Origin of the sequence: Thiomonas sp. FB-Cd (assembly GCF_000733775.1) — a bacterium.
Lineage (GTDB): Bacteria > Pseudomonadota > Gammaproteobacteria > Burkholderiales > Burkholderiaceae_C > Thiomonas_A.
Map to the genome: position 1 here is coordinate 752,445 of NZ_JPOE01000002.1, position 11,320 is coordinate 763,764.

At 63.6% G+C, this 11,320-nt stretch carries 15 protein-coding genes and 1 pseudogene; 12 read left to right on the forward strand and 4 right to left on the reverse strand.

The annotated features are described in order from the left end of the window. Nucleotides 1-30 precede the first annotated feature (30 nt). The 12 genes and pseudogenes from CD04_RS0103685 (at nt 31) to CD04_RS0103735 (ending at nt 8,318) form a co-directional block, all read left to right on the forward strand. Nucleotides 31-1,152: an acyl-CoA dehydrogenase family protein gene (locus CD04_RS0103685; protein ID WP_031404441.1), complete on the forward strand. Its 1,122-nt coding sequence runs from the start codon at nt 31-33 to the stop codon at nt 1,150-1,152. A gap of 19 nt (nt 1,153-1,171) precedes the next feature. Then, entirely contained in the window at nt 1,172-2,290 is a 1,119-nt protein-coding gene (locus CD04_RS0103690; protein ID WP_031404442.1) for a zinc-binding dehydrogenase, read from the forward strand. A 34-nt stretch (nt 2,291-2,324) separates the two neighbouring features. Next, nucleotides 2,325-3,188, forward strand: a complete 864-nt coding sequence (locus CD04_RS0103695) for an SDR family NAD(P)-dependent oxidoreductase (protein WP_031404443.1) — start codon at nt 2,325-2,327, stop codon at nt 3,186-3,188. Next, nucleotides 3,185-4,168 carry an NADPH:quinone oxidoreductase family protein gene (locus CD04_RS0103700; protein WP_031404444.1) on the forward strand — a complete coding sequence of 328 codons (984 nt, stop codon included), beginning with the start codon at nt 3,185-3,187 and terminating at the stop codon, nt 4,166-4,168. The genes CD04_RS0103695 and CD04_RS0103700 overlap by 4 nt, the downstream gene beginning before the upstream one ends. Before the next feature lie 134 nt (nt 4,169-4,302). Continuing rightward, on the forward strand, nt 4,303-4,650 hold the full coding sequence (locus tag CD04_RS24380; protein WP_031404445.1) for a transposase: 348 nt from the start codon (nt 4,303-4,305) through the stop codon (nt 4,648-4,650). A 78-nt stretch (nt 4,651-4,728) separates the two neighbouring features. After that, nucleotides 4,729-5,262: pseudogene (locus tag CD04_RS24385) on the forward strand (RNA-guided endonuclease InsQ/TnpB family protein); the annotation flags it as partial. Nucleotides 5,263-5,402: 140 nt separating this feature from the next. After that, the gene (locus CD04_RS24390) at nt 5,403-5,597 is read left to right on the forward strand and encodes a transposase (RefSeq protein WP_231480458.1); all 195 of its coding nucleotides are present in this window, start codon (nt 5,403-5,405) and stop codon (nt 5,595-5,597) included. A gap of 164 nt (nt 5,598-5,761) precedes the next feature. Beyond that, nucleotides 5,762-5,980: a hypothetical protein gene (locus tag CD04_RS0103715; RefSeq protein ID WP_156030074.1), complete on the forward strand. Its 219-nt coding sequence runs from the start codon at nt 5,762-5,764 to the stop codon at nt 5,978-5,980. A gap of 22 nt (nt 5,981-6,002) precedes the next feature. Next, nucleotides 6,003-6,578: a tRNA adenosine(34) deaminase TadA gene (gene tadA / locus CD04_RS0103720; protein ID WP_031404448.1), complete on the forward strand. Its 576-nt coding sequence runs from the start codon at nt 6,003-6,005 to the stop codon at nt 6,576-6,578. Between the two features lie 83 nt (nt 6,579-6,661). Further along, entirely contained in the window at nt 6,662-7,609 is a 948-nt protein-coding gene (locus tag CD04_RS0103725; RefSeq protein WP_031404449.1) for an LD-carboxypeptidase, read from the forward strand. 134 nt (nt 7,610-7,743) lie between these two features. Then, nucleotides 7,744-7,923, forward strand: a complete 180-nt coding sequence (locus CD04_RS21375) for a hypothetical protein (RefSeq protein WP_156030076.1) — start codon at nt 7,744-7,746, stop codon at nt 7,921-7,923. Then, a complete protein-coding gene (locus CD04_RS0103735) occupies nt 7,920-8,318 on the forward strand; it encodes a hemerythrin domain-containing protein (protein WP_031404451.1) in 399 nt (132 codons plus the stop codon). Before CD04_RS21375 ends, CD04_RS0103735 begins: the two co-directional genes overlap by 4 nt. 111 nt (nt 8,319-8,429) lie before the next feature. Here the strand turns inward: CD04_RS0103735 and CD04_RS0103740 are convergent, their stop codons facing one another. The 4 genes from CD04_RS0103740 to narJ all read right to left on the reverse strand — a co-directional run bounded on the left by CD04_RS0103740 (nt 8,430) and on the right by narJ (nt 11,320). Continuing rightward, nucleotides 8,430-9,005 carry a nitroreductase family protein gene (locus CD04_RS0103740; protein WP_031404452.1) on the reverse strand — a complete coding sequence of 192 codons (576 nt, stop codon included), beginning with the start codon at nt 9,003-9,005 and terminating at the stop codon, nt 8,430-8,432. Between the two features lie 181 nt (nt 9,006-9,186). Then, nucleotides 9,187-9,840, reverse strand: coding sequence for a peptidylprolyl isomerase (locus CD04_RS21380; protein ID WP_231480459.1), 654 nt, complete (start codon nt 9,838-9,840; stop codon nt 9,187-9,189). Nucleotides 9,841-9,864: 24 nt separating this feature from the next. Continuing rightward, entirely contained in the window at nt 9,865-10,554 is a 690-nt protein-coding gene (gene narI, locus CD04_RS0103750; protein WP_031404454.1) for a respiratory nitrate reductase subunit gamma, read from the reverse strand. Beyond that, nucleotides 10,544-11,320 carry a nitrate reductase molybdenum cofactor assembly chaperone gene (gene narJ / locus CD04_RS0103755; protein WP_031404455.1) on the reverse strand — a complete coding sequence of 259 codons (777 nt, stop codon included), beginning with the start codon at nt 11,318-11,320 and terminating at the stop codon, nt 10,544-10,546. The genes narI and narJ overlap by 11 nt, the downstream gene beginning before the upstream one ends.

Sequence of the window (11,320 nt, forward strand, 5' to 3'; positions counted from 1 at the left end):
TGTTTTTATTTCCGACAGAGGACAGCGACTATGCAGTGGCAAGCCACCGATGAGCAGCGCCAACTGGCCGACGCCTTGCAGCGATTCATCCAGCGCGACTATCCGTTCGAGCAGCGCCGGGCCCTGAGTGCGGGCAGTGGGTTCAGCGCCCATGCCTGGGGCTTGCTGGCGCAACTCGGCATCACCGCTCTGCTCGTGCCCGAGACCCATGGGGGTTTGGGCGCGAGCGCGCAAGACGGCCTGCACGCTGTGCAGGTCCTTGCGCCTGCACTGCCGCTGGAGCCGGTTGTTGCCAGCAGCCTGCTTGCCACGCACTTGCTGGGCATGGCGGCCGGCCCCGTGGCGCATCAATGGTTGCCGCGCATGGCTGAGGGCAAGGCCATTGCCACGCCAGCGCACTTCGAGGTGGAGACGGGCTTTGCCACGGAGCAGCCGCACACAAGGGCTGATCGCACCGGTCTCGGCTATGCGCTTTCCGGAGCCAAGACGCTGGTGCTGCAGGCGCCATTTGCTGATGTGTTGCTCGTGTCGGCGCGCACGCCTGACGACACTGTGGCGTGGTTTGCCGTGGAGCGCGATCGCGCTGGTGTGAGCGTGCAGGACTACCCCTTGCTGGACGGGCAGCGTGCCGCTGACGTGCAGTTTGACGCCGTGCAGTTGCCTCCCGAGGCTCGCCTGGGTCATGCAGGCCAGGGCGCGGCGATGCGCGATGGCTTGCGTGACCTCTGGCTGGCAGCGCTGTGCGCAGAAGCTGTGGGACTGCTGCAGGCCACGCTGGATGCAACCGTTGCTTACCTCAACACCCGCCAGCAATTTGGCCAGCCCATCGGGCGGTTCCAGGCTCTGCAGCACCGCGCCGTGGACATGTGGATGGAAGTCGAGCAGGCGCGCTCCATGGCCCTGCTGGCCGCCGGGCTTGCGAGCCATCAGGATGTCGGGGTTCGTGCGCAGGTGCTCACCGCGAGCAAGGCCCGGGTGGGCCAGGCATGCCGCTTCGTCTCGCAACAGGCCGTGCAGTTGCATGGTGGCATGGGCATGACCGATGAAATGCAAGTCAGTCACTGGTTCAAGCGCCTGACGACAATCGAGCTCTGGCTGGGCGACAGTGACGCCCAACTGCAGCGCTTTGCCCGCGGCGCGCGCGCCGCCTGAAACTGTTCGGAGAATCATCATGCCTGCACGCAGCGCCCGCGCCGTGGTCTGTCGCGGACTGGATCGCCCATTCGAGGTCGAGACAATCCGCGTCGACCCGCCGCGCCAAAACGAAGTCACAATCCGCGTTGCCGCGTGCGGCGTGTGCCACAGCGACTTGTCGGCCACCAACGGCACCATTGGGATGGCGCCTCCCCTGGTGCTTGGGCACGAGGGTGCGGGCGTTGTCGTCGAGGTGGGTGACGGCGTGCGCGAACTGGCCGTTGGCGACCATGTCGTGAGTTCCTTTGTAAGCATGTGCGGGCACTGCCGCTACTGCCAGACAGGGCGCCCGCAGCTATGCGACCAGGCCGCGCGCGCACTGAGCACGCTGCCTGACGGCACGGTGCGCACGTTTGATGCCTCCGGGCAGCCGCTAAGCGTGTTTTCCGGCTGCGGCGTCATGGCCGAGTACGCCACTTTGCACGTGGACAACGTGGTGAAGATCGACCCTGCGATGCCCCTGGAGCCCGCCTGCCTGATTGCCTGTGGGGTGATGACGGGCGTGGGTGCAGCCGTCAATACCGCGCGTGTGCAACCAGGCTCGACCGTTGCCATATTCGGCTGCGGTGGCGTGGGGCTGAGTGCGATCCAGGGCTGCGCCATCGCAGGAGCGACAACGATTGTGGCCGTGGATACTGTGGCGCACAAGCTTGATTTTGCCCGCCTGTTCGGCGCCACCCACACGATTGACGCGAGCCGCGAGCCACAGGTGGTCAAGGCTGTCAAACGTGCGACGGATGGCGGGGTTGATTACGCGTTTGAATGTGTCGGCTCGGGCCAACTCGTCGCCCAGGCTTACGGCTGTGTGCGCAAGGGCGGCACGGCCGTGGTGGTCGGAGTCGCCGCACAAAGCGACACCACCTCCGTGCGCACGGCGAGCCTGACCTTTGAGGAAAAAACGTTGACCGGCAGCTATTACGGCTCGGCACGGCCCCGGCAGGATTTTCCGCGCCTCATTGCACTGTATCGGCGCGGTGTCCTCAAGATCGACGAACTCATCACACGGCGCTATGGCATTGAGGAGGCCGCTCTTGCATTTGCCGACATGCAGGCCGGGCGCAACGCACGTGGCGTGATTGTCTTCGAGGCATCCTGAGCAGCGCGCCTTCGGTCCCCCTTCGGAACTTCCCATGCAAAATTTCGACAATAGAACTGCCGTGATCACGGGCGCCGCAAGTGGCATTGGTCTGGCTCTTGCGAAGCAGGCGGCCAGCCGAGGCATGAACCTGGTCCTGGCCGACCTTGACGCGGACAAGCTGCAGCACGCTGCCGTTTCCCTGAACTTGCCGGATGCGCGTGTTCTGTTGCAGATCACAGATGTCAGCCGCGAGGCTGAAGTCGCCGCACTCGCCGCAGCCAGCTTTGCCCGCTTTGGTGCGGTGCACCTGCTGTGCAACAACGCGGGGGTGGGCTACAGCCGCCTCGTCACTGAGCACAGCACAGCGGATTGGGATTGGGTGCTCGGCGTGAATCTGATGAGCGTGGTGCATGCAATCCGACATTTCGTGCCGCGCATGCAGCAGCAGGCCCAGGACAGCCATGTCGTCAATACGGCCTCGGCCGCGGGTTTGATATCCAGTCCCGGCATGGCAGCCTACAACGTTAGCAAGCACGGGGTCGTGACCCTGTCCGAGACCCTGTATGCGGAGCTTGCCGAGCAGCAGTCGCGCGTGAAGGTTTCGGTTCTTTGTCCCGCCTGGGTGCCCACAGGGATCCACCAAAGCGCTCGCCACCGACCTCCGCGCTACGGTGTCGAAGCCGAAATCTCGCCGCAATCGGCCGCTTATGCGGCGCGCATGGCGCAGGCCGTGCAATCCGGGCGACTGACGGCGGACGACATTGCGCGCATGACCTTTGCTGCCGTCGAGCAGGGGACGTTCTATATCGTTCCGCATCGCAAGATCTTGCAGGCTGTGGAGTTGCGCTGTCAGGATATCGTGCAGGGACGCAATCCCACGCCTTTGGCGCCGCCCGCCTCGGAGGGATCCCGATGAAAGCACTGATGTGCAAGGCCTATGGGCCCATTGCGGATTTGCGTGTCGAGAGCGTCCCCGATCCGGTTGCCGGTGCGGGACAGGTCGTGGTGAACGTGAAGGCCTGTGCGCTGAATTTCCCCGATGGGCTCATCGTCCAGGGCCTCTATCAGGTAAAGCCGCCCCTGCCCTTTTCACCCGGGGCCGAGTTCGCGGGCACCATCACGCAAGTTGGCGAAGGCGTGGCGGGGTATGCAGCAGGCGACGCCGTGATCGCGTTCGCGGGGCACGGCGGGTTGGCTGAGCGCTGTGCGGTCGATGCCCGGCGCATCATGCCCTTGCCCAAGGGCATGGATTTCGAGCAGGGCGCTGCCTTCATGCTGACGTATGGCACGGCCATCCACGCACTGAAGGACGTGGCGCAATTGCAAAGCGGAGAGAGCGTTGCGGTGCTGGGAGCTGCAGGTGGCGTTGGCCTGGCCGCAGTCGACGTGGCCAAGGCGATGGGTGCAAGGGTCATCGCGGCCGCCTCGGACGACACCAAGCTCGGCCTTGCCCGTGAGCACGGCGCCGATGTGCTTGTCAATTACGCCAGCGAGGACTTGCGCAAACGGCTACTGGAATTCACCGACGGCCGTGGTGCAGACGTGGTGCTCGACCCGGTGGGCGGCGCCTACTCGGAGGCGGCGTTACGCGCCACCGCGTGGCGTGGTCGCTTCCTTGTTGTGGGTTTCGCCAGCGGCGACATTCCTCGCATTCCCCTCAACCTGGCATTGCTCAGCGAGCGCCAGATCCTGGGGGTGTACTGGGGTGAGGCGATTCAGCGCAGCCCAGCCCAACATGCCGCCAATGTGGGGCAACTTCTGGACTGGTTCGGGGCCGCCCGCGTGCGCCCGGCCATTACCGAACGTGTTGCCTTGGATCAGGCCGCGCAGGCGATCACAAAACTCAGTCGGCGCGAGGCGATGGGCAAAATCGTGGTGGTCATGAGCGCCGCCTGAACATATGCCCGCGCATTCCCCTTCCTCGCCCGGCCCGACGCACAGCGTCGCTCAGGCGAAGCCGACCGGGCAGGAGGGGGTCAAGCGGGCGGTTTTCGCTTGTTGTTCCTCGCGAGGCTGGATAAAATACCAGCATGCAACGGCGCAAAGTCACGCTCAAGCTGTATCCCAATGCCGCGCAAGCTGCGCGGCTTGAGGCGTGGACGCGGCTGCACTGCGAGTTGTACAACGCGGCACTGGAAGAGCGCATCGACGCGTGGCGCAAGGCCAGGAAGTCCATCTCTTACGACGAGCGGCAGAACGTCCTGCCACAGATCAAGGCCGATCGGCCTGAGCTCAACGAACTCGGCAGCCATGCCTTGCAGCAGACGCTGCGGCGTCTGGATCTCGCCTTCCAGTCGTTCTTTCGCCGGGTCAAAGCTGGTCAAACGCCCGGATTCCCGCGGTTCAAGGCCGCCAAGCGGTTCGCGGGCTTTGCCTAACCCGACCCGGCTGGCTGGAAGCGCATGCAGCACGGCGGCCGTGGTGCCACGCTGCGCTTGGGAAGCGGCGAGGCTGCGATGTCCATTCGGGCGCGCGGCCGTCACCGCTTCGGCGATCAGGCAAAACCCAACGACATCACCCTCACGCGCAAAGGTGGTGGGTGGTTCGTGTCGGTGACGCTGCGCGTGCCCGATGCGGCCTGTGCGCGTGAGCGCACCGCTGATTTTCGACGCGGCGTGGATTTCGGGATCAACGACTGGGCGACGTTCGACGAGGGTCCGCCCATCGCGAACCCGCGCTGGCTGCGCGAGGAACTGCCGCGCCTTGCCGCGCTGCAGCGGCAGCGCGCCAGGAAGAAGAAGGGATCGTTGCGCTTCAAACGGCTCGGGCGTCGCATTGCACAACTGCACGATCGCATCGGCAACCTGCGCCGGGACTTCGTGAACAAGGAAACAACCAAGCTGGTGCGGCAATGCGCCGTCCTGGCGACTGAGCAACTGGCTCCGAAGACCATGAGCCGCAGCGCGAAGGGCACGGTGGATGCACCGGGCCGTCGCGTGCGGCAAAAGGCCGGACTCAACCGGGAGATCCTCTCGGCAGGGTTCGGCATGGTGCATCCGATGCTGGCGTACAAAGCGGAAGAAGCTGGTACGCGCCTGCACCTGAGCAACACGCCAACACGCGCCAGCTCAAACCGTCGCAACGCTGCGCGGCGTGCTGGGAACTTGTTCCCAAGACGTTGGCGCAGCGTGTGCATGTGTGCCCGCAGTGCGGGCACACGGCCCCGCGCGACCGCAACAGCGCAATGGTGGTTCTCATCGACGCGCACAACACGCAGGACACGCCTGGGACGGGCGTGGCGGCGAGACCCAAACCTCTGCCACGGCAACGTGGCAAGTCCAGGTCTGTGACCCGCGAAACCCCCGCTACAACGCCATGCGTTTAGCGGCGGGAGAGTTCATTGGGCGATCCGGCTCAGGCGCTGGACGCCGGGCCTTGGGGTCCGAACGGCTCTCAAACGCTTGATGCGCGCACCGCGATGAGCATGATCTGTCTCGGCAAGCTCCGGGAACGGTATGCTTTGTTCCTTTGCTGCTCAACACGATGACCATGAAACTGCTCTTCAGCGTGCTGGCCCTTCTCGTCGCCTTCGTGTTGCTGATGTTGCTTTCCCGCAATCAACTGCAGGGTTTGCGAAAGCCCTCGGAAGCAGGATCGAGCGCGGCTTCTGACGCAACAGGCTTGATCTCCCCGCAGCAATACAAGCAACAGCTTGACCAGGCCATGCGCGCCTCGCGCCCCGGTTCAGCTGGCAGCAATGCGCCTTGAGCGACCCGTGCATCCGGACCGCATGCCCGCCCAACCCGACGCAGCCGATCTGGCCTTCATGCGCTTGGCGCTTGACCAGGCACACAATGCCTGGCTTCTTGGCGAGGTGCCCGTTGGCGCCGTCATCGTGCGTGAAGGCAAGGTCATCGCCACTGGCTTCAACCGCCCGATCGGCGATAGCGACCCCACGGCCCATGCTGAAATCATCGCGCTTCGACAGGCTGCCAGCCTGCTGGACAACTACCGGCTTCCCGGCTGCACCCTGTACGTGACCTTGGAGCCTTGTGCGATGTGCGCGATGGCCATGATGCACGCCCGCCTGGATCGCGTCGTGTTCGGCGCGCGGGACCCCAAGACGGGTGCTGCCGGCAGCGTGCTTGATCTGTTCTCGGAAACACGCCTGAACCACCACTGCGCCGTGCTCGGCAACGTCGATGCCCAAGCCTGCAGTCGACTGCTGCAGGATTTCTTTCGGGAGCGTAGGCGCCAGACGCGACCTGAAGAGCCGGTGCGCGCCGACCCTGATGCTGGGGCCAATCCTGCCACGGGCATTGAGGTAAAGCATCTGGACGAACCCGAGGAGCCCGGCTCCAATTGAGCGCGTGCGTCGTCGCAAGACGCCCGCGGCATCCTGCAGTCATTCAATTTACCGCTTCGCCTGACCTTCACGTCCAACGACCCATGACAGACCGTCCGCCCCCGATCAAAGCCGGCTCTCGTGGCCTGCTGCGCCTGATCTCGCCCTCGGGTGCCGTACCCGAGCCGGATCGCGTCCATCGCGCGCAAGAGCGCCTCCAGGAGCTTGGCTTTCGCGTCCAGCTCGACTCCAACGCGCTGAGCCGCGTGCAACGCTTTTCCGGCACCGACACCCAGCGCGTGCAAGCCCTGCACCGGGCAGCGCGCGGCACGGCGCGTGTTGTGATGGCGACCCGAGGGGGCTATGGTCTGTCGCGCATTCTTCACAAGCTCGACTATGCGTTGCTGCGCGACGGCATCAACCAGCGGCGACAGTTCTGGGTGGGCCATAGCGATTTCAGCGCCCTGCAGCTTGCCGTGCTGGCGCAGACAGGAGCTGTGACCTACAGCGGACCCATGGCGGCTTATGACTTTGGCGCCGAAAAGCTCGACGACATCACGGTGGATAGCTTTCTCGACGCGTTGGACGGCAGCCAGGAGGCCATCGGCTTTGCCTGCGACGACGCACCACGCGGGCTTGATCGCGCAGGCGTGCTGTGGGGTGGCAACCTCAGTCTGGTCACCGGCCTCATCGGTACGCCCTACCTGCCCAAGGCGCGCGGCGTGTTGTTTTTGGAGGACGTGGCTGAGCAGCCGTATCGCGTCGAACGCATGTTCGCCCAGCTCCTCCTAGCGGGCGTGTTGCAACGCCAGAAGGCAGTCGTCCTCGGAGCGTTCACGGACTATCGGCTGAGCGCCCATGACGCCGGCTTTGACCTCGCAAGCGCAGTGGCTTGGCTGCGCTCGCAGCTCAAGGAGTCTGGCGTGCCGGTGGTCACCGGGTTGCCCTTTGGGCACGTCCGAACGAAGCTTACCTTGCCGCACGGGGCGCGCTGCCGTCTGGTGCGCGATGGCAGCGAGGCCTATCTGGTGTTCCCGCATGGGCATGACTAAGCGACATATGAACTCTCCCGCCGCTACAACGCCATGCGTTTAGCGGCGGGAGAGTTCATCAGAGATGGCAGCGATTGCGGGCGAACCTTGATCCAATCGCGGCCGGCGCTTCATCGAGCCTGGAGGCCTTGAGCGTGGAAGCCTTCGTCCAGCTTTACGAGAGGCATATCGCATGCGAGGAAAGCGAATTGCTGCCGCTCGCAAAACGCATATTGAGTGAGCTGGAACTCGATCACGTCGGGCGCTCGATGCGAGAGCGGCGCGGGATCCACGCCATCGATGGACTTGATCAACAGGCAAGTCGAGTCGGATGAAGACGACCCCGGACCTCGAAGGCCAGCACAGGGAGATGTTGGATGTGCTGCAGCAGGAGCGACTGGCATTACTCACCGGTGACATTGGGGCTGCGCGCAATTTGCTCGATCGCTTGCATCTGCTGCAGCAGGATCACATCGCGCATGAGGAGGCGGAGCTGATTCCGCGCCTTCCCCCGCTCGCGCGTTGGCCCGCCAAGGTGTATCTCGCCGAACACAGCAAACTCGGGGCAATGCTTGCCGAGCTGCGCACAGCCTTGGCGCCACTCCCCGCTCAGGTATCCGATGCGAGCACGCGGTTAATGCTCATTGATGCGCACATGCCTTTCAAGCACGTGCTCGAGCATCATTTCGAGCGGGAAGAAAAAGGACTGTTCCTCGAGCTCCACGGCTGATGGGAACGCTTTTCCCCTTCTGCTGTGGCGCGCGTTGCCGATCGGCGTATTGCAGCGCTGTTGCACGCGCGGCCTGCCCCTGCGTGGTGTCCAAAGGGCGAGGCGCCCGACTTAAACCTGTGTGACGAAAGCCGTTGGATCGGGGCGTTGCCGGATGGGCTTTGGCTTTTGCACCGTGCCCACCGCTATAAAGCACACAGCCCGTTCGGACTCCCCAAGCTTGAAGAACTGCCGTAGGCAGGGTGTTTGCAGCGCTTGCCCGCTGACAAGGCCACTGCCGAGCCCTTCGGCGTGGGCGCTCAGCAGCATGTTCTGGATCGCGCAACCAAGCGAGATGAGCCGTTCCTGCACGGAAACGTCAGGCTGCTCGTCATCCCCCTCGCGTACAACGGCCAGAGCGAGAAAAGGTGCGCGCTCGGCCTTATTCCGCGCCTCAGCAAGCTCGAGATCACTGGCCTTGGGGTCCCGATCGCGCAAGGCCGTCGCGAAGGCGTCGCCCAGGGCAGCGCGGCTTGCCTTGGAAACGACCACGAAACGCCAAGGCAAGATGCAGCGATGATCAGGCGCGGCTGCCGCCGCCCGAAACATCGCCTGGACTTGCGCATCGTTCGGCCCGGGCTCATGCAGCCGCTTGGGCGCAAACTGCTGCCGCGTTTGGATCAATGTTGCAGCGAATTCGGCGTACACGCTGGCCTCAATGGCAGGATGGACAGGACTCGGCCCAGAGGATAAGGGTTTTGGCTGCTCGGGCATCGACTGCGACCTTCTGCTTCGGAGAAAAACCGGACCATGCAGCTGCGATGGGCTTACCACGTGCAAGCGCGCATCCACCTGGCCAAACCACACGCACCCCATGAGCGCGCGATGACTAGCCCAGAATGGCCGGTGCGTCGTGACCGGGATGGTCCGCCATTCCTTGATCGGATTGCTGCTGCAGATCGTCCGCATAAATCTGGAGCGCCGCCACCAGCGCCTTCGCACGCAGCCTTTGCCGGATGTCCTCGCGCAGCGCCTTGAATGGAAGAAGTGGGCCATGAGCGATGCGCGCGACGCGCACGATGTGCAAGCCAAAGCGCGTGCGCACAAGATGCGGCAACAGCCCGGGTTGGCCATGGTCCATGATTGCACGCCAGAATTCGGGTACGCATTGCTCACGGGTGAGTTGACCCAAATTGCCGCCAAGCTGCGCCGAGGGGCAGTTGGACAGGGCGCGTGCCAGATCGGCAAACGTACCAGGCTGGAGAATTAATGCATTGAGCGTGTCCTCAGCCTTTTTGCGCAAAGCCTCAATGGGACAAGCCGGCGTCAGCGCAAACAGGATGTGATCGGCCTCGACCAGATCGTTCTGGCGCAGCGCATCGGCGTGTTGCGCGTAATAGCGCCGGCATTCACTGTCGCTTGGTTCGGGAATTTGCACGTCGTGCTCGAGCACGGCTTCGAAAAGATCATCGTCGCAAGCGCTCGACAGGCCGAGCTGCATGGCGCGCGCACGCAGCAGACTTTCCAGATCGGATGGTTTCATGTTTGGACTCTTCGTGGGCATGTCTTATCCGCGCCGCGTGCGTACCAATTGCCAAGGGCGAAGCAAATACGCAATGGAGGCAATTCCACTCCAGATGTGGACCAGGCGCGTGAAGGGAAAAAGCAGGAAAAGTGTCAGCCCAAAAAAGATATGCAGCTTAAAAATGAAAGAAGCCTGCGCAATGAATCCCGCGGCTGCCACGCCCTGAAACGTCACAACATGTTTCGCCCAGGACATAAGTGCCAGCATCTCCACACCATCCAAGTGGCGGGACGACTCGATGATCGTGGACAGTCCCAGCAAAAGCGTGGCCAAAAGCCAGAACAGCGTGACCCAATCCATGGGTTTCGTGGTTGCCATCAGGCGAGGCTCCCGCAGGCGGCGCAGAATCAGAAGCGTCAGTCCAGCGAGGATCAGCAGGCCAAGGCTTCCACCGGTCACCATGGCGATGATCTGTTTGTCGTGCGGCTGCAGTCCCAGAGCTTCAAACACGGCCAGCGGCGTCAGCAGTCCGAAAAAGTGCCCGAAGAACAACCCAATAATCCCCACATGAAAAAGGTTTGATCCCCACCGCAAAGTGCCGGTCCTGAGCATTTGGCTCGATTCGCTACGCCAGAGGTACTGGTCGCGATCGAAGCGCACCAGGCTGACCACCAGAAAGACGGTGCCTGCAATATAGGGATAGACACCGAAAAAGAAGTCATTAAGGTTCATGGTGCCGGACTCCGCTGGAATGGGGTTTTGTGGAACGTGCGACGAACTGCATGGGTTGCGCAGACACACCTGGCTGTTTCGGGCTGCACGCACCAAGAAAGCTCACAGGCTCCTCGGCCCATGCTGCGTCAAGCCCCTCGGGCGTCCAGTCCGCCGGCAAGCCGCCGGCTGCTGCGTCATGCGGTTGTGGGTGCGCCCCCCTCTCCTGCTGCACCCCCTCCTGCTCGAGCACGGTGCGCCAGTTGGCGGCCCCGGCCAGCGTGCAAAGCGCCGCCACGGCGGCCAGCCATGGTGATTCCCGGCGCCCGAGCGCGAACGCCAAGTTGGCCAACAAGGGCAACACCTCCTGAAGCGCCTCCCGCGCAGCACTTGGTGGCAGGACGGAGGCATACTCAAGATAGATCGGAAGGTAGTCTGGCAATTCCCGACCCTGCAAGCGCAGACCAACCGCTTGGTACTGTGCGAGCAAATCGACCATGGCCTGACCACGGTCACGCGAATCACCGTGGACCTGCTCGAACAGGTTGAGCGAGGTGCTGCGGCCCCGGTCGAAGGTATCCACGAACTGCGCTTGAAGATCCAGCAGCTCGGTACCCGCCATCTCGCTCAGCAGCGCTCGTAGGGACTCGTGCTCCGTCCCGTCGGTTGCAGCGACACTGAGCGGGCCGAGCACATCCATGAGTTCTGCCAAGTGGGCCTGCACATCGGCGCAGGGGTAGTCGAGCAAAAGTCCCAAAGCCCTGAGTTGTCGCGAAACATCTTCCAT